Origin of the sequence: Rhizobium sp. YAF28 (assembly GCF_052113285.1) — a bacterium.
Lineage (GTDB): Bacteria > Pseudomonadota > Alphaproteobacteria > Rhizobiales > Rhizobiaceae > Rhizobium.
Genome location: NZ_JBFRCX010000003.1, coordinates 442,572 through 460,625, shown reverse-complemented (window position 1 = coordinate 460,625; position 18,054 = coordinate 442,572). Strand labels below are relative to the sequence as shown.

Below are 18,054 nucleotides of genomic sequence, written 5' to 3'. Positions count from 1 at the left end.
CGTCCTTGCGATGTTTTTGAGACGTTTTCAGCCTGGAGAGCCCTATGAGCACTGAAAAAGATTATGTTGTCGCCGATATCGGTCTTGCAGATTTCGGCCGCAAGGAAATCACCATCGCCGAAACCGAAATGCCCGGCCTCATGTCCTGCCGCGCCGAATTCGGTGAATCCAAGCCACTGAAGGGCGCGCGCATTACCGGCTCGCTGCACATGACGATCCAGACGGCTGTCCTCATCGAGACGCTGGTCGCGCTCGGCGCCGAAGTCCGCTGGGCTTCGTGCAACATCTTCTCAACGCAGGACCATGCCGCTGCGGCGATCGCCGCTTCCGGCGTTCCGGTCTTCGCAATCAAGGGCGAGTCTCTTGAGGATTATTGGGTTTACACCGACAAGATTTTCCAGTGGGCCGATGGCGGCTTCTCCAACATGATCCTCGATGATGGCGGCGATGCCACCATGTACATCCTTCTCGGCGCCCGCGCCGAAGCCGGTGAGGACGTTCTCTCCAACCCGCATTCCGAAGAAGAGGAAATCCTCTTCGCGCAGATCAAGAAGCGCCTTACCGCTTCGCCCGGCTGGTTCACCAAGCAGCGTGAAGCAATCAAGGGTGTCACTGAAGAAACCACGACAGGCGTCAACCGTCTTTACCAGCTCAGCCAGAAGGGCCTCCTGCCTTTCCCCGCGATCAACGTCAACGATTCCGTCACCAAGTCGAAGTTCGACAACAAGTACGGCTGCAAGGAATCGCTGGTTGACGGCATCCGCCGCGGCACCGACGTGATGATGGCCGGCAAGGTTGCCGTCGTCTGCGGTTACGGCGATGTTGGCAAGGGTTCTGCGGCTTCGCTTTCCGGCGCTGGCGCCCGCGTCAAGGTCACGGAAGCCGATCCGATCTGCGCCCTGCAGGCCGCCATGGACGGTTATGAAGTCGTTCTGCTCGAGGACGTCGTTTCCTCCGCCGATATCTTCATCACCACGACCGGCAACAAGGACGTCATCCGCATCGACCATATGCGTCAGATGAAGGACATGGCGATCGTCGGCAATATCGGCCACTTCGACAACGAAATCGAAGTTGCCGCGCTGCGTAACCTCAAGTGGACAAACGTCAAGCCGCAGGTCGACCTGATCGAGTTCCCGAAGGGCAACCGCATTATCCTTCTCTCCGAAGGCCGCCTCTTGAACCTCGGCAACGCAACGGGCCATCCGTCCTTCGTCATGTCGGCCTCGTTCACCAACCAGACGCTGGCGCAGATCGAGCTCTTCACCAAGCCCGGCCAGTACGAGAACAAGGTCTACATCCTGCCGAAGCACCTCGACGAGAAGGTCGCGCGCCTGCATCTCGACAAGCTCGGCGTAAAGCTTACCCAGCTCAGCGAAGAGCAGGCTGCCTATATCGGCGTGAAGCCGCAGGGTCCGTTCAAGTCCGACCACTACAGATACTGATTTCGTCTTCGATATCCACAAGATGTGGTAGCCCCAGCATTGACAAATGCTGGGGCTTATTTTTTGGGCGCTCTCTTTCCGACGATTCCCTTCCGAAGTATTGTTTTGAGACTTGATTCGTGGCTTCGGAGCTCTCCGTTTTCCACGAAAATGGGATGTCTTGTCGTGATGCGGCACATTAAAGGACGGAGACATACCGAGGATGTCGGAAATGAAACACAGCCTGCCCAGCCAGGTGGAGGGTCGCGCATATGCCGCTGACCGTCCGCTTCAGGCAGGCCAAAAATATAGGTTTGCCGCGGTCCTTGTGACTGCAAGGCAAAAGCATTGGTCTTTGGCACGTATTGCAAAGCTGTGCGCTGCGAGCACTGCAGTCGTCGCACCGGCTTGGCCGGCTCTGGCGCAGGCGCAGCCAGGTATTGGTGCGTCAGCACATCTTTTCACCTCCTCGCAAGTCGTCGGCCTTTCCGTCGTCATTGGCGTCATTTCAGCCGCCCTGCTTTCGACGCTCTGGCTGGTGCGGCAGCGCGGCAATCTCGAAAATGAAAGCCGCGAGATCCGCTCGGCACTTTCGGACGCGCAGCAGCGCATCTCCCAATATGAGGCGCTCATTGCCGACAAGAACCGGCGCATCGTCATCTGGGATGGCGTCGCCCGGCCGGAACTCCTCGGCCAGCTTCCGCCGGAAACAGGCGCTCCACAGGACAATGAATTCCTTGCCTTCGGTCTCTGGCTGAAGGCGCGGTCGGCTTCCGAGCTGGAGCGGGCGGTCGGCCGTCTCCGTGAACAGGCCGAAAGTTTCGACATGGTGATCGAGACTATCAGAGACGAGGTAATCGAAGCACAAGGCCGTGTTTCCGGCGGTCGCGCCTTCGTGCGCTTCGTGGCGCTCAACAATCTGCGCGCCGAGCTGGCTGAACTGAAGATCGAGCGCGATCGGCTGATGACGTCGATCTCGGCCTTCCAGAGCATGCTGGACGCCATCGATATGCCGGCCTGGCAGCGTGATACCGCCGGGCGTCTGACCTGGGTGAACCATGCCTATGGCGATGCCGTCGAAGCACAATCGCCGCAGCAGGCCGTCAATGAAGGCCGTGAAATCCTGACGACGATCGCCCGCGAGCGCATCCACGCCACGGCGACGCCGGAATCGCCTTTCCACGACACAATTTCGACAGTCGTGCGCGGCAACCGCACTTTCTTTGATGTGGTCGACGTAAAGGTCCCCAGCGGCTCGGCCGGTCTTGCCGTCGATGTTTCCGATATCGAAGCGGTTCGCGCCGAACTGGAGCGGACGCTTAAGAGCCATGCTGAAACACTCGATCATCTGGCGACACCCGTCGCCATTTTCGACGGCGACCGCCGGCTGCAATTCTACAATCAGGCCTTCGTCTCACTTTGGGAGCTCGATATCGCCTTCCTCGAAAGCAAGCCTGACAATAGCGAACTTCTGGAACGCCTTCGTGCCGCCAAGAAACTGCCGGACCAACTGAACTGGAAATCGTGGAAGGAAACGGCGCTTTCCGTCTATCGTTCGCTCGATACGCAATCCGATCTCTGGCACCTGCCGAACGGGCAGACGCTGCGCGTCTTTGCGACCGCGCATCCGCAGGGTGGCGCGACATGGGTCTTCGAGAACCTGACCGAGCAAGTCGATCTCGAGACGCGCTACAATACGCTGGTGAAGGTACAGGGCGAGACGATTGATCACCTTTCGGAAGGCGTTGCCGTCTTCGGGCCTGACGGCCGTATCCGCCTCTCCAACCCGGCCTTCCGGGCACTCTGGGGCATCACGGAGACTGAAGCCAAGCCCGGCACGCATATCCGCGGCATCGGCGAGGCTTGCGCCCCGTCCTATGACCAGCCCGACGGCTGGAAGACCTTCGCGGAGTTGATCACCAGCTTCGACGACGAGCGTCGTTCCAGCCAGGGAACGCTCGAACTGCTGTCCGGCCTCGTGCTCGACTTTGCTGTCATCCCGCTGCCCAACGCTCAGACCATGCTGACCTTCGTCAACATGACAGACAGCGTACGGGCCGAACGGGCGCTGACGGAAAAGAACGAAGCGCTGCGCAAGGCGGACGAGCTGAAGAATGACTTCGTGCAGCACGTCTCCTATGAGCTGCGCTCGCCGCTGACGAACATCATCGGCTTCACCGATCTGCTGCGCACGCCGGGTGTGGGCCCGCTGAACGAGCGGCAGGCCGAATATATCGACCATATCGCCACCTCGTCCTCCGTGCTCTTGACACTCGTCAACGACATCCTTGATCTCGCGACCGTCGATGCCGGCATCATGCGGCTCAACTATGCGGAAATCGATCTCGCCGATCTTCTCGACGACGTCTCCATGCAGATCGCCGACCGGCTGCACGAGAGCGGCGTTTCGCTGGAGATCACCGCGCCCGCCTATCTGGGCTCGATCGTTGCCGATCCGCAGCGGCTGAAGCAGATCCTGCTGAAGCTTCTGGCCAATGCCGCCAATTTCTCGCCCGAGGGCGTATCGATTGCGCTGGAATGCCGCCGGGAAGGTACGGACTTCGTCTTCTCGGTGCGGGATCGCGGACCTGGCATTTCGCCCGATATGATCGCGACGGTTTTCGACCGTTTCGCAACCGGCGCCAAGAGCGGAAAGCGTGGCGGCGCCGGGCTTGGCCTCTCGATCGTCGACAGCTTCGTCAGCCTGCATAATGGCGAAGTCAGCATCGACAGCGAGCCCGGCAGGGGAACAACGGTGACCTGCCGCATCCCTTCCATCAACCTGCCGCATTCCGTCGCTGCCGAATGACGCAAGGCGACGTCATCTCGTTTTTCCTGGAAGACGAGGCAGCAACCCTCCGCCTCGGCAATGATCTGGCGCTGGCGCTGAAGGCCGGTGATTGCTTGGCGCTGTCGGGCGATCTCGGCGCCGGAAAATCCTCGCTGGCGCGGGCTTTCCTGCGCACCATGGCTGATGATGACGGGCTGGAAGTTCCGAGCCCCACTTTCACGCTGGTGCAATCTTACGATCTGCGCATTCCCGTCTCGCATTTCGATCTCTACCGGCTCGGCGACCCCTCGGAACTGACGGAGCTCGGCTTCGACGAAGCGCTTGAAAACGGCATCTGCATCGTCGAATGGCCCGAGATGGCGGAAGGTGAGTTGCCCGTATCGCGCATCTCCCTGCGGCTCGAACATGAGGGTGCCGGTCGTCGCGTGACGATCAATGCACCAGAGAAGGCGGCGGCCCGCATCCATCGTGTTCTCGCAATCCGGAGATTCCTGACAGATGCAGGTTATGGCGATGCCCAGCGGCGATTCCTTACAGGAGACGCTTCGCTTCGGGCCTATGAATATTTCCATCTGAGCGACGGCACACGGAAAATCCTTATGGATTGGCGGCCCCCTCCGGAAGGCCCGCCGATCTATGACGGCAAGCCCTATCCGAAGGTCGCGCATCTGGCGGTCGACGCCTATCCATTCGTCGCGATCGCCGATGCGTTGCGCGAACGTGGTTTTGCTACGCCGATGATCGAAAAGGTCGATTACGAGCAGGGCATCCTACTGATCGAGGATCTCGGCACTGAAGGCGTTCTGGACGAGAACGGCCAGCCGATTGCCGAGCGCTACCGCGCGAGTGTCGCCTGCCTTGCCCATCTTCATTCGATGCAGATCCCGCAGGATATCCCGGTTACGGCCACACATACGCATCACATTCCGGATTTCGATCGCACCGCCATGAAGATGGAAGTGCGGCTCGTGCTCGACTGGCATATCGCCTGGAAACGAGGCACGGGGCCGACGGATGCCGAGCGTGACGATTATCTGGCGATCTGGGATAATCTGATCGACGAGCTGCAATCGGCCGAGAAGAACCTGCTGCTGCGCGATTTCCATTCGCCGAATATCATCTGGCGCGAACATGAAAGCGGCATCCGCAAGATCGGCATTATCGACTTCCAGGATGCGATGATCGGGCCAACAGCCTACGATGTTGCCTCCATCGTTCAGGATGCGCGCGTCACGATCGAACCGGATCTCTTCCAGGAGTTGATGGATGATTATCTTTCGCTCCGACAGGCCCAGGGCGGTTTTGACGAAGCTGGATTCATGAAGGCGTGGGCTATCATGTCGGCGCAACGCAACTGCAAACTTGCCGGCCTGTGGGTGCGGCTCTTGCAGCGGGACGGCAAACCCGGCTATCTGCAACATATGCCGCGTACGCTGTCTTATCTGAAGGTGGCGCTGGAACACGAGGCGCTTGCCCCCTTGCGCGAATGGTGCACAAGGGCTGGAATAGTCCCAGTCGAATCATAAGACCGGATCAGTATGACCATCAGACAAGCCATGGTACTGGCCGCGGGGCTCGGAACCCGCATGCGCCCGATTACCAACACGATTCCGAAGCCTCTGGTGAAGATCGGCGAAAAGCCGATGATCAACTATGCGCTGGATTCGCTTGTCGAAGCCGGCGTAGAGCGAGCTGCCGTCAATGTCCATCATTTCGCAGATCAGATGGAAGCTCACCTTAAGAGCTATCCCGGGCTTGATATCCTTGTTTCCGACGAGCGCGAGGCGCTGATGGATTCCGGCGGCGGGCTGGCAAAGGGGCTGAAGCTCCTCGGCCGCGAACCGGTCTTCGTCATGAATGCTGATCTCTTCTGGATCGGCGAGCCGGCGGGTCAACCCAGCAATCTGCGACGATTAGCCGGATTCTTCGACACCGAACGCATGGATATGGCGCTGCTGTGCGTGCGCATCAAGGACACGACGGGTCATAACGGCAAGAACGACTTCAGCCTGGGGCCCGACGGTCGATTGACGCGCTATCGCGACGATCCCTCCAATCCGGTTGTTTATGCCGGTGCGATTGTCATGCGCCCTGCGCTGCTGGACGATGCACCCGAAGAACCCTTCAACCTCAATGTCTATTTCGACAAGGCGATCGCCCGCGGCCGGCTTTTCGGCATGATGATGGAAGGTCATTGGCTGACGGTCGGCACGCCTGATGCGATTGACGATGCGGAGGAGACGATCCGGCGATTCCGGGCGTTTGCGTGACGCATGGTAGAGCGGCACCGGCCACGCATTCTGACGATCCCATCCGGCCTTCCCTTCCTGAAGACGCTGGCAAGTTCGCTTTGTGACGGACGCCTGACACCGCTTTTCCGGCATGATCCCGCTGATCCGCTTTCGCTTGCCAAGGTGACGATCTATCTGCCGACCCGGCGCGCCGTACGTGTCCTGCGTTCGGAATTCGTCGATCTGCTCGGCGGCCGCTCGGCGATCTTGCCGGTCATCCGGCCACTGGGAGAGACGGATGACGACAGCGGCTATTTTGACGAGGCGCTGCCCGCGACGATCGATCTTGCCCAGCCGCTTTCCAATACCGCGCGCCTTCTGGAACTGGCCCGGCTGATCCTTGCCTGGCGCAACAAGCTGCCGGAGATCGTCCGGCATATCCATTCGGAATCGCCTCTCGTCGCGCCGGCAAGCCCGGCGGATGCCATCTGGCTTGCCCGCAATCTGGCGGAATTGATCGATTCGATCGAAACCGAGGATCTTGCATGGTCTGAACTCGGCAAGCTTGATACGGGTGACTATGCGGCCTGGTGGCAATTGACGGCGGAGTTCCTGCAGATCGCCAGTGCCTTCTGGCCGGAACGCCTGATCGAACTTGGCCGATCGTCGCCGGCCCGCCATCGCAATGCCATCCTGCGCGCCGAGGCCGGCCGTCTCTCGATGATGATGAAGCCTGCCGGTCCGATCATCATCGCCGGTTCGACGGGTTCGCTTCCTGCCACGGCAGATCTCATCGGCGCCGTGGCGAACCTTCCGGAAGGCGTGATCGTGTTGCCCGGCCTCGACCTTTCCATGCCGGAGGAGCACTGGTCTCTGGTCGCTCCTGATCTCCTGCCGGGTCAACGGGCCAACCCGGCAAGCCGCACGCATCCGCAGTATGGTCTTTCCGTTCTGCTGAAGCGGCTGAAATTCAGCCGCGAGGACGTTCAGCCGATCGAGGAAGCGGAAGCCGATCTGCGCTCTCGGGCGGAAGTCCTCTCGCGGGCGCTTACTCCATCAGAGGCGACGAGCGGCTGGGGTGATTGGAAAAAAGACCTGCCGCAAGGGACCGTTGCCGCGGCATTCGCGGACGTATCGATGATCGAAGCCGCCAACGAGCGCGAGGAGGCGACAGCGATTGCCGTTGCTCTGCGGCTTGCACTGGAACAGCCGGGTAGCGATGGCGAAAGCAGAGCTGCGCTTATTACGCCAGACCGCAATCTGGCGCGCCGTGTTATGGCGGAGCTTTCCCGCTTCGGCATTCTCGCCGACGATTCAGCCGGTACGCCACTTTCGGCAACGCCGCAGGGCACGCTGCTGCAATTGCTCCTGGAGGCGACACTGCGTCCCGGCGATCCTGTCGCCATCGTTTCGCTGCTCAAACACCCGCTTGCCCGCTTCGGGCTGGAGCGCGGCTTTCTGACCGGGGCTGTCGAGGCATTGGAGTTGCTGGCACTGCGCGGCGGCGTGACAGAAGTGGATATCGGATCGCTCGAACAGCTGCTCGACCATCAGCTTTCGGAGCAAGCGCTCGACAGGCACGTGCCGGTGTGGCGCAAATCGCTGCCATCTGAAGCAGCGGAGATGGCCCGCAGGTTAGCCCAGAAAGTTGAACGTGCCGTGGAACCACTGGTATCGGCGCTCGTGCGGCATCGTGGGGATGATGATGGCCTGACGACCGGCATCTCGCTCTCGCAATGGGCCGAACGGACGGGCCGCGCCCTGGAAGGTATCGCTGTCGACGAACATGGCAATCTGGCAGGCCTCTGGTCCGGTGAAGCGGGCGATGCCCTGGCGAGCCTGCTTGGCGAAGTCATCGATACCGATGGCCAGATGGAAGCGGATGGGTCGCAATGGATCGATATCATGGTGGCGCTCTCCGCCGGCCATGCCGTCAAGCCCGGTGCCCTCAGCCACCCTCGCCTCTTTATTTTCGGGACGCTGGAAGCGCGCCTGCAGAATGTCGATACGCTGATACTCGGCAGCCTCAATGAAGGATCATGGCCAGGACAGACCGCCAACAATCCCTTCGTCTCCCGTATGATGAAGACAGAAATCGGGCTGGAGCCGCCGGAACGGCGCATCGGCCAGCTGGCGCATGATTTCGAGATGGCGAACGGGACGCGCCATCTGATCTATTCACGCGCCTTGCGCCAGGGTTCGACGCCAACGGTCGCCTCCCGGTGGCTGCAACGGCTGCTGGCGATCGGCGGCGAGGATTTCGAAGAGCAATTGCGCAAGCGGGGCGCGCGCTTCGTTCACTGGGCAAACCAGATAGACCTCGGCGACAATCAGGCGCCAGCGCAGAGGCCCTCTCCCAAGCCGCCACGGGAACTGCAGCCCAAATCCTATTCCTTCAGCGAAGTCGGTCGGCTGCGCCGCGACCCCTATGCGATTTATGCGCGGCGCGTGCTGCGGCTCGATCCTGTCGACCCATTCAATCGCGATCCGGGCGCAGCGGAACGCGGTACTCTCTACCACAAGATTATCGATCGCTTTGTTCGCGAAGACCATACAGCAGGAACGCCGGAGGCGGCAGCGGCGATGGAAATCATCCTGACCGAACTCTTCGACATAGAGCAGTTGCCGCCGCATATCGACGCCGTCTGGCGGCCGCGCTTCCGCGAAGTCGCGCGCGCTTTCCTGAAATGGGAGGCCGGGCGGCAGCCCGATGTGCAAAAGAGGCTGACGGAAGTGAGGGGCGGTGTCGAACTCGATGGGATCGATATCCGGCTCACCGGCGTTGCCGACCGTATCGATATCAAGGGGCCAAACAGCGCCGACATCATAGACTACAAGACTGGCTACAACCCCTCTCCCACACAGGCCCGCGCCTTGCTCGACCCGCAGCTCGCGCTTGAGGCCGCTGCCCTTCAGGCCGGCGCCTTCCGTGATGCCGGGAGCCTTGTACCGAACGACCTCCTCTATGTCCGCTTGCGGCCGGGCAGTCGCTTCCTGGTGGACAAGGTCAATAACGAGGAGGCCAACAGCGACAAGGCAAAATCAGCAATGCAGCTTGCCGAAGAATCGATCGACCAGCTGGTAAAATTCGTCACCCTGCTGCAGTCCGGCGAGAAGGGTTTTACCTCGCGGCTGATCCCCGCCCAACAATTCGATTTCGGCGGCGATTACGATCATCTTGCCCGCGTTGCGGAATGGGCAACTGCTGACCCGGAAGGAGGAGGCGATGAATGATCCGACCGCGCTTCCGGAGGGTGACGATCCCGGTACCTGGATCGGCTGGACGACGATCCAGCAGGCGATCGCTTCTGATCCGACCCGTTCTGCCTGGGTGTCGGCCAATGCCGGCTCCGGCAAAACGCATGTTCTGACCCAGCGGGTGATCCGGCTGCTGCTTGCCGGGGCACGGCCTTCCGCCATTCTCTGCCTCACCTATACGAAGGCTGCCGCCTCCGAAATGTCGAACCGCGTCTTCGAACGGCTGGCGGAATGGGCGATTTTCCCGGATGAGGAGCTTGCCAAGCGCATCACACAGATCGAAGGTCGTGAGCCGGATTCCCTGAAGCTTGCGGAAGCAAGACGACTGTTTGCCAAGGCACTGGAAACACCGGGTGGTCTGAAGATCCAGACGATCCACGCCTTCTGCGAAGCACTGCTGCACCAGTTTCCGCTGGAAGCAAACGTCGCCGGGCACTTCTCGGTTCTCGACGACCGGGCGGCAGAGACGCTGCTTGCCGATGCGCGGCGTTCACTTTTGACGGCAACGGCACCGGAGAACGACCGGAACCTCGCTGGTGCCTTCACCTATGTGCTTAATCTCGGTGATGAATCCGGGCTCGAAAATCTGCTCGGCGAGATCGTTGCCAACCGTAACGCCATACGCCGCTTCATAACCGCTGCCGAACGGCATGGCGGCGCCGATAAGTTGCTGCGAAAGAAACTCGGGCTTTCACCTGATGATACGGAAGAGGGGCTGGCCGAGCGATACTGGCCCTTGCCGGGTCTCTCGGATGCGGTGCTGGAACTTTATCTTTCGCTCGCCGCTGCAAAGGGTGGCGCGAAGGCTCAAGACGTCGCCGAGGGTTTGCGCCGCGCTGCCCGCGAACGGGATGTTACCGCGCGCGCGCAAATTCTGGAGAAAGTTTTCCTGACATCGAAAGGTGAGCCGAAGACGGACGGGCAATTCTTTGTCAAGGTGATGCTTGCCGAAGCGCCGCAGCTTACTGATGCTATCGCCTCTGCGCGCGCGCATGTCGTCAATTGCCGCGACCGGCTGAAATTGATGCGGATGCACACAGCAACCCATGCCGCTCTCGTGCTCGCGGACCGTCTGAACCGGGATTATGAGGAGCTGAAAAAACAGCGCAGCCATCTCGACTTCGAGGACCTGATCACCCGCACTGCGGACCTGCTCACCAAGAGTGGCGTCGGTCCGTGGATCCATTACAAGCTCGATCAGGGTATCGACCATATCCTCGTCGACGAGGCGCAGGATACCAGCCCTGTTCAATGGAGCGTCATCCAGTCGCTGGCGGAGGATTTCTTCTCAGGAGAAAGTTCGCGGCCTCTCGTCCGGACACTGTTTGCCGTCGGTGACGAGAAACAGTCGATCTATTCCTTCCAGGGCGCGCGGCCGGAACGGTTTTCCGAGGAGAAGGAACGAACGCAGCGTCGCGTGCAGAACAGCGGCCTCGCCTTCTCGACCGTTCGCCTGCCGCTGTCCTTCCGCTCTACCTCCGACGTTCTGCTCGCGGTCGATCACATCTTCACCCCACCGGAGAATGCACGCGGCCTCGGCACCGAGCCGGTCGTTCATCGCTCCAGCCGTATCGGCCATCCTGGGGCCGTCGATCTCTGGGAAATGGTCGTGCCCGATGTCGTGATAAAGGATGAGGACTGGACCGCTCCCTTCGATGCGACGCCCGAGAGCGCGCCGGCCGCCATTCTTGCACGGCGCATCGCTCATACGATCGGTACTCTTGTGGGACGCGAAACGATCGTCGAAAAGGGCAAGGAACGCTTCATAGAAGCCGGCGATATCCTCGTTCTCGTCCGCAAACGCGACGCCTTCGTCAATGCGCTGACGCGTGAACTGAAGCGGCGTGGCGACATCCCCGTCGCCGGCGCGGACCGGCTGGTGCTGACCAGTCATATCGCCGTACAGGATCTGCTGGCGCTGGGCCGTTTTCTGCTCCTGCCGGAAGACGATCTTTCGCTCGCCGCTCTCCTGAAAAGCCCTCTCTTCAATCTTTCGGAAGAGGATATTTTTGCGGTTGCGGCGCTCCGCGACGACCATGAAAGCGTCTGGCACCATCTTCGCAAATATGCCGCCGACGGCAATGAACGCCTCGGCGCGGCCGTCGCAAGGCTGGAGCTCTTTCTTGCCCAGTCCCGAAGCCTTTCGGTCCATGATTTCTATGCCCGTGTCCTCGGCAGTCATGGCGGCCGGCGGCAGTTTTTGGCGCGGCTCGGTACCGAAGTCAGCGATATCCTCGACGAATTCCTGACCTTTGCGCTCGACCACGAGACATCGGGTCTCCCCGGCCTGCAATCCTTCATCTCGACGCTTGAGCTTGAAGCGCCGGAAGTGAAGCGCGAACAGGACAAGGGCCGCAACGAGGTGCGCATCATGACGGTGCATGCCTCCAAAGGTCTCGAAGCGCCAATTGTCTTTCTGGTCGATGGCGGCTCGAAGGCTTTTACCCACACCCACCTGCCAAAGCTCCGGTTGCTTGATGCCGGGCCGGACGAGCCGCCGATACCGGTGTGGATTCCCGTCAGTGATCTCGGCAATTCGCTGACGTTGACCGATGCAGCGCGCATCCAGCTTCTTGCCGAAGAGGAATACCGGCGCCTGCTCTACGTGGCGATGACACGCGCCGCCGACCGGCTGATCGTCTGCGGCTATCGCGGCGTGCGGCTGAACAACGACACCTGGCATATGATGATTTCCACCGCGCTCGACGCCGAGCATCCGCATGTCGAAAAGGCAACTTTTGCAGGTCCGGATGGCGAGTGGGACGGCATGCGCTGGCGTGTGCCGCAGGTCGAGCGCAGCTTCGAGCGAATGGACCGTGCGCCTGAACAGGCAACGGTCATAACGGTCCCCCCTGACCTGTTCCGCCCTCTGCCGCCGCAGAAACAACTGCCGCGGCCACTTAGCCCTTCCGGTGCCGGAACGATCATCGATGAGGAGGCCGATGATCTTCTGGTGACCTCACCGCTCTTCGGCGATCAAGAGGGCAGCGATCGTTCCCTGGAAAAGGGCCGTCTTATCCATCGGATGCTTCAGGCTCTTCCCGATATTCCGGCGGAGGAGCGGGCCGATGCAGCGAAGCGTTATGCTGAACGCGCGGCGCGATTCTGGCCGGCTATAGAGCGGCAGGCTTTGGTCGATTCGGTTGTGAAACTTTTGCAAGATGAAAGGCTTCAAGCCGTCTTCAACGTTCATGCCCAGGCGGAAATCTCGATCATGGGAACCTTGACGCTGGAAGGCCGGGAATATGCCGTCTCAGGCCGGATTGACCGGCTTGCTGTCCTGCCAGACAGTGTCGTCATTCTGGACTACAAGACAAATCGCGTTCCACCGACAAGCGAAGATAAAATCCCTTTTGCGCACAAGGCGCAGCTTGCGATCTATCGGGAAATATTGAAGCCGCTCTATCCTGCCAAACGGATCGATTGCATGCTGGTTTATACAGAAAATGCGACCATCCATACTCTTGGCGAACAGGCTTTGGCTTCGGCACTTGCAGGACTCAACACAAAGTGAAATATCGGACATTGAAATTCCGGCACCGCACCCTCACATGTTACGCAACAGCAAATTCCGGTAAAGGAGCAGCCTATGGCTACCGTTAAGGTCGATATCAACAACTTCCAGTCGGAAGTTCTGGAGTCCGCAGAACCAGTCGTCGTCGATTTCTGGGCTGAATGGTGCGGTCCGTGCAAAATGATTGCTCCGAGCCTCGAAGAAATCGCCACGGAACTGGCCGGCAAGGTCAAGGTCGCCAAGCTCAACATCGATGAAAACCCGGAACTGGCCGCCCAGTTCGGCGTTCGCTCGATCCCCACGCTTGCAATCTTCAAGGGCGGTGAAGTTGCCGACATCTCCATCGGCGCAAAGCCAAAGACGGCGCTTTCCAACTGGATTTCCAGCGCAGCCTGATGATATCGATAGTTCGATGCAAAAAGCCCGGCATTTGCCGGGCTTTTTCATTTAGGGGGTGTGCCGTTTTCCGCCAGCACGTCGCCAACGAGATAAAGAGAGCCGCCGATGAGGATACGTGGCGGCGGCGCCTCCGGGTCGACGCTCGAAGCGATGGCGTCCAGGGCATCGACGACTGATGACATCGGTTCGGCCACAAGCCCGGCATCATAGGCGGCGTGGGCCAGAATCACCGGATCGATCATTGCTTCGCTGCCGCGGATTGGCACGCAATAGATCTTCTCCGCCAGATCCGCAAAGGCCTTGAAATAGCCGACCGGGTCCTTGGTGTTGATCATGCCCGATATCAGGAATAGCGGACGGGACTGGCGCTCTTCGAAATTTGCCATGGCTTCGGCAATCACTTCACCAGCACCCGGATTATGGCCGCCATCGACCCAGATTTCCGACCGGGCCGGCGCGTGGCTCAGAAGCCTGCCTTCTGTCAATTTCTGCAGGCGGCCGGGCCACTCCACCGTTTCCATTGCCTTTTCCATCATCGGTTCGGCGACGGTAAAGCCTGCGGCCTTGACCGCCCGGATGGCGGCTGCGGCATTGGCATATTGATGGCGACCGGGAAGGCGCGGCAAAGGCAGATCCGCAAGGCCGAAATCGTCCTGATAGATCAGCCGGCCATATTCCTCATGCGCGATGAAATCCTGGCCGAAAACGGCGCTCGGGCAGTGCAACCGTTCGGCCGTCGACATCAGCACGTCAAGGGCTGCGTCATACTCCTGATGGCCAATGACGACGGAATGGCCGCGCTTCATGATGCCGGCCTTTTCCGCTGCAATCAGTTCCACCCGGTCGCCGAGATAGGGCTGATGATCGAGTGAAATCGGCATGATGACCGAAACGGCGGGATCCTCGATGACATTCGTCGCGTCGAAACGACCACCGAGACCGACCTCGATGATTGCGACATCGGCTGGATGTTCAGAAAAAAGAATGAAAGTGACGGCCGTCAGTATTTCAAAGACGGTAATCTTCTCCCCGCCATTGGCCTTCGCCGCGCGTCGCAAAACTTCTGCGAAAACGCTATCATCAACCAGTTGACCACGCCCGCCTGGAACACCCAGACGGTAACGTTCATGCCAGTTTACGAGATGCGGAGAGGTATGGACATGGGCGCTGTAGCCGCCCGCTTCCAGAAGCGCGCGGCAGAAAGCTGATGTCGAGCCCTTGCCGTTGGTGCCGGCGATATGGATGACGGGGGGAAGGTTGCGCTCCGGATTGCCAAGCGCCTCCAGAAGGCGCTTGATGCGGTCCAATGACAAATCGTAGCCCTTGGGATGCAATCCCATGAGCTTTTCGATTTCCTGCGCCGCCTCACTCACCGCGATCTGGCCTCTGTCTGTCATCGGCCCGCCCTATTCTGTGAGATCTGCTGCTCAGGCGCTCGCCGCCAGAGCAATCACTCCATTGGCATCATTTGCCGCCGTAGCCGGCTTCTTGGTCAGGATTTTCAACAGACGCGCCAGCGTCTCCGGAATATCATGACGCTTGACGACCATGTCGACCACGCCGTGTTCCAGCAGATATTCCGAGGTCTGGAAGCCCTCGGGGAGCTTTTCACGCAGCGTCTGTTCGATGACGCGCTTGCCGGCAAAGCCGATTTCGGCACCCGGTTCCGCCAGATGAATATCGCCAAGCATGGCGTAGGAGGCCGTTACGCCGCCGGTGGTCGGGTTTGTCAGAACCACGATGTAGGGCTGGCCTGCTTCCTTGAGCATGTCGACGGCCACCGTCGTGCGCGGCAGCTGCATCAAGGATAGAATGCCTTCCTGCATCCGCGCGCCGCCCGAGGCCGGGAACATGACGAGCGGGCACTTCTCCGCAATCGCGCGTTCGAAGGCTTTGACGATCGCTTCGCCGGCAGCCATGCCGAGCGAACCGCCGATGAAGTTGAATTCATGAACGACCGCGACGAGCTTCAGGCCCTTCACGCTGCCGAGACCGGCGAGGATCGTATCTTCCTGCTCGGTCTTGAGGCGGCTGTCGCGCAGACGGTCGCTATACTTCTTGGAATCGCGGAACTTCAGCGGATCCTGGGCGACCTTCGGCTGCGGCAAAGCTTCGAATTCGCCGTTGTCGAACAGGTCGGCAAGGCGCGCCTTTGCCGGCATCTTCATGTGGTAGCCGGAAGCGGGAATGACCCACTTGTTGCTTTCGAGGTCCTTGTGAAAAACCATCTCGCCCGTTTCCGGGCACTTGATCCAGAGGTTCTCCGGCACTTCGCGACGGCCCAGCATGGAATTGATCCGCGGGCGAACGTAGTTAGTGATCCAGTTCAACTCGAATACTCCTGATTGACTAGTGCCAATGTGGGGAAACTATTCGGCAGCAACAAGGCGCGCCGAACGCGTTCCTGTGGAAAGACCGCGAACGAGTGTCGCAACGGCCTGAACCGTGTCGGCCGTCGCCTTTCCATCCGACGTCAGGGTGTTGGCTACCTGATTGACGATCGCCGTACCGACAACCACACCATCGGCCGAAGCACCGATGACCTTTGCGTGCTCTGCCGTCTTGACGCCGAAGCCGACGCAAACGGGCAGATCGGTATGGTCCTTGATGCGCTTGACCGCACCCGAAATCAGCGACGGATCCGGCAGAGCCGAACCGGTGATACCGTTCATAGAAACGTAATAGACGAAGCCAGACGTGTTCTTCAGCACGGTCGGCAGGCGCTTCTCATCCGTCGTCGGTGTTGCCAGGCGAATGAAATTGATGCCCTTCTTCAACGCCGGGATGCAGAGTTCGTCATCCATTTCCGGCGGCAGGTCGACGATGATCAACCCGTCGATGCCGGATGCCAGCGCATCGTCGAGAAACTTCTCGACGCCGTAGATATAGATCGGGTTGTAGTAGCCCATCATGACGATCGGCGTTGCATCGTTGGTCTTGCGGAAGTCGGCAGCGAGCTGCAGCGTCTTCTTCAGCGTTTGACCACCCTTCAGGGCGCGCTGGCCGGACAACTGGATCGCCGGGCCATCGGCCATCGGATCGGAAAAGGGCATGCCGAGTTCGATGACGTCGGAGCCGGCTTCCGGCAGCGCCTTCATGATGCCGAGCGAGGTCTCGTAATCAGGGTCGCCACCCATGAAATAGGTTACGAGCGCCGGGCGGCCTTCCGCCTTCAGATCGGCGAAGCGTTTATCCATACGTGCGGTCATGTCTCTTTACTCACCCATTCCCAGAATCTTGCCGACGGTGAAGATGTCCTTGTCGCCACGGCCGGAGAGGTTCATCAGAATGATCTCGTCCTTGCCCATCTTGGGCGCGCGCTTGATGACTTCGGCAAGCGCATGCGAAGGCTCGAGCGCGGGAATGATGCCCTCGAGACGAGTAAGTATCTGGAAGGCTTCGAGCGCCTCATGATCCATGATCGGCACGTATTCGGCGCGGCCGATATCGTTGAGCCACGAATGTTCCGGGCCGATGCCAGGATAGTCGAGGCCGGCCGAAATCGAATGGCCTTCCTTGATCTGCCCGTCATTGTCCTGCAGCAGATAGGTGCGGTTGCCGTGCAGCACGCCCGGTGAACCGGCTGTGATCGAAGCGCAGTGCTCATCGCCCTGCAGACCTTTGCCGCCCGCTTCGACGCCGACGATCTTGACGTCCTCGTCATCGAGGAAAGGATGGAAGATACCGATCGCATTCGAACCGCCGCCGACGGCAGCGATGACGAGATCCGGCAGCCGGCCTTCGGCTTCAAGGATCTGCTGCTTGGCTTCCGTGCCGATGACGGCCTGGAAATCCCGCACCATTTCCGGATAGGGATGCGGGCCGGCGGCCGTTCCGATCAAGTAATAGGTGTCATCGACGTTGGTGACCCAGTCACGCAGCGCCTCATTCATCGCATCCTTCAGCGTGCCGCTGCCGGCCGTGACCGGCTTTACCTCGGCACCCAGCAGCTTCATGCGGAAAACGTTTGGCGCCTGACGCTCGACGTCGGTGGCGCCCATATAGACGACACAGGGAAATCCGAAGCGGGCGGCGACGGTGGCGGAAGCCACGCCATGCTGGCCGGCACCGGTCTCGGCGATAATGCGCGTCTTGCCCATGCGCTTGGCGAGCAGGATTTGGCCGATACAGTTGTTGATCTTGTGCGAGCCGGTATGGTTCAGCTCTTCACGCTTGAAATAGATCTTGGCACCGCCGAGATGCTGGGTCAGGCGCTCGGCGTAATAGAGCGGGCTCGGGCGGCCGATATAGTGGGTACCGAGCTGCTTCAATTCCGCCTGAAATTCCGGATCGTCCTTCGCCTTGTTCCACTCCTCCTGCAAATCGAGGATCAAAGGCATCAGAGTTTCGGCCACGAAGCGGCCCCCATAAATGCCGAAGCGTCCGTCTTCGTCCGGACCGGCGCGGAAGGAATTCGGTTTAGGCGTCTCGTTCACT

At 60.2% G+C, this 18,054-nt stretch carries 11 protein-coding genes; 7 read left to right on the top strand and 4 right to left on the bottom strand.

Annotation, left to right across the window (positions count from 1 at the left end; all coding sequences use genetic code 11):
- Positions 1-44 precede the first annotated feature (44 nt).
- From ahcY to trxA, 7 genes are all read left to right on the top strand, one after another.
- Entirely contained in the window at positions 45-1,445 is a 1,401-nt protein-coding gene (gene ahcY / locus AB4Z13_RS09840) for an adenosylhomocysteinase (protein ID WP_113322147.1), read from the top strand.
- A 202-nt stretch (positions 1,446-1,647) separates the two neighbouring features.
- On the top strand, positions 1,648-4,233 hold the full coding sequence (locus AB4Z13_RS09835) for an ATP-binding protein (RefSeq protein WP_439016936.1): 2,586 nt from the start codon (positions 1,648-1,650) through the stop codon (positions 4,231-4,233).
- A complete protein-coding gene (gene tsaE / locus AB4Z13_RS09830; protein ID WP_439016935.1) occupies positions 4,230-5,741 on the top strand; it encodes a tRNA (adenosine(37)-N6)-threonylcarbamoyltransferase complex ATPase subunit type 1 TsaE in 1,512 nt (503 codons plus the stop codon). Before AB4Z13_RS09835 ends, tsaE begins: the two co-directional genes overlap by 4 nt.
- Positions 5,742-5,753: 12 nt before the next feature.
- Positions 5,754-6,485 carry a nucleotidyltransferase family protein gene (locus AB4Z13_RS09825; protein ID WP_439016934.1) on the top strand — a complete coding sequence of 244 codons (732 nt, stop codon included), beginning with the start codon at positions 5,754-5,756 and terminating at the stop codon, positions 6,483-6,485.
- 3 nt (positions 6,486-6,488) lie between these two features.
- Positions 6,489-9,680: a double-strand break repair protein AddB gene (gene addB, locus AB4Z13_RS09820; RefSeq protein ID WP_439016933.1), complete on the top strand. Its 3,192-nt coding sequence runs from the start codon at positions 6,489-6,491 to the stop codon at positions 9,678-9,680.
- Positions 9,673-13,218, top strand: coding sequence for a double-strand break repair helicase AddA (gene addA / locus AB4Z13_RS09815; protein ID WP_439016932.1), 3,546 nt, complete (start codon positions 9,673-9,675; stop codon positions 13,216-13,218). The genes addB and addA overlap by 8 nt, the downstream gene beginning before the upstream one ends.
- Before the next feature lie 75 nt (positions 13,219-13,293).
- Complete coding sequence (gene trxA / locus AB4Z13_RS09810) at positions 13,294-13,614, top strand: thioredoxin (protein WP_007813761.1); 321 nt, start codon at positions 13,294-13,296, stop codon at positions 13,612-13,614.
- A gap of 47 nt (positions 13,615-13,661) precedes the next feature.
- Here the strand turns inward: trxA and AB4Z13_RS09805 are convergent, their stop codons facing one another.
- Genes AB4Z13_RS09805 through trpB form a run of 4 tightly spaced genes read right to left on the bottom strand, consistent with a single transcriptional unit; the run spans position 13,662 to position 18,053 of the window.
- Positions 13,662-15,014, bottom strand: a complete 1,353-nt coding sequence (locus tag AB4Z13_RS09805; RefSeq protein WP_439016931.1) for a bifunctional folylpolyglutamate synthase/dihydrofolate synthase — start codon at positions 15,012-15,014, stop codon at positions 13,662-13,664.
- A gap of 30 nt (positions 15,015-15,044) precedes the next feature.
- Positions 15,045-15,947 carry an acetyl-CoA carboxylase, carboxyltransferase subunit beta gene (gene accD / locus AB4Z13_RS09800; protein ID WP_439016930.1) on the bottom strand — a complete coding sequence of 301 codons (903 nt, stop codon included), beginning with the start codon at positions 15,945-15,947 and terminating at the stop codon, positions 15,045-15,047.
- Between the two features lie 39 nt (positions 15,948-15,986).
- Positions 15,987-16,826, bottom strand: a complete 840-nt coding sequence (gene trpA / locus AB4Z13_RS09795) for a tryptophan synthase subunit alpha (RefSeq protein ID WP_439016929.1) — start codon at positions 16,824-16,826, stop codon at positions 15,987-15,989.
- A 6-nt stretch (positions 16,827-16,832) separates the two neighbouring features.
- Positions 16,833-18,053: a tryptophan synthase subunit beta gene (gene trpB, locus AB4Z13_RS09790; protein WP_439016928.1), complete on the bottom strand. Its 1,221-nt coding sequence runs from the start codon at positions 18,051-18,053 to the stop codon at positions 16,833-16,835.
- Position 18,054 lies beyond the last annotated feature (1 nt).

What these genes read in the sequence shown, in the direction of transcription:
- trxA (WP_007813761.1), top strand. Translation starts at nt 13,294, where the DNA reads ATGGCTACCGTTAAGGTCGATATCAACAACTTCCAGTCGGAAGTTCTG.
- trpA (WP_439016929.1), bottom strand. Translation starts at nt 16,826, where the DNA reads ATGACCGCACGTATGGATAAACGCTTCGCCGATCTGAAGGCGGAAGGC.
- addA (WP_439016932.1), top strand. Translation starts at nt 9,673, where the DNA reads ATGAATGATCCGACCGCGCTTCCGGAGGGTGACGATCCCGGTACCTGG.
- tsaE (WP_439016935.1), top strand. Translation starts at nt 4,230, where the DNA reads ATGACGCAAGGCGACGTCATCTCGTTTTTCCTGGAAGACGAGGCAGCA.
- AB4Z13_RS09805 (WP_439016931.1), bottom strand. Translation starts at nt 15,014, where the DNA reads ATGACAGACAGAGGCCAGATCGCGGTGAGTGAGGCGGCGCAGGAAATC.
- AB4Z13_RS09835 (WP_439016936.1), top strand. Translation starts at nt 1,648, where the DNA reads ATGTCGGAAATGAAACACAGCCTGCCCAGCCAGGTGGAGGGTCGCGCA.
- ahcY (WP_113322147.1), top strand. Translation starts at nt 45, where the DNA reads ATGAGCACTGAAAAAGATTATGTTGTCGCCGATATCGGTCTTGCAGAT.
- AB4Z13_RS09825 (WP_439016934.1), top strand. Translation starts at nt 5,754, where the DNA reads ATGACCATCAGACAAGCCATGGTACTGGCCGCGGGGCTCGGAACCCGC.
- addB (WP_439016933.1), top strand. Translation starts at nt 6,489, where the DNA reads ATGGTAGAGCGGCACCGGCCACGCATTCTGACGATCCCATCCGGCCTT.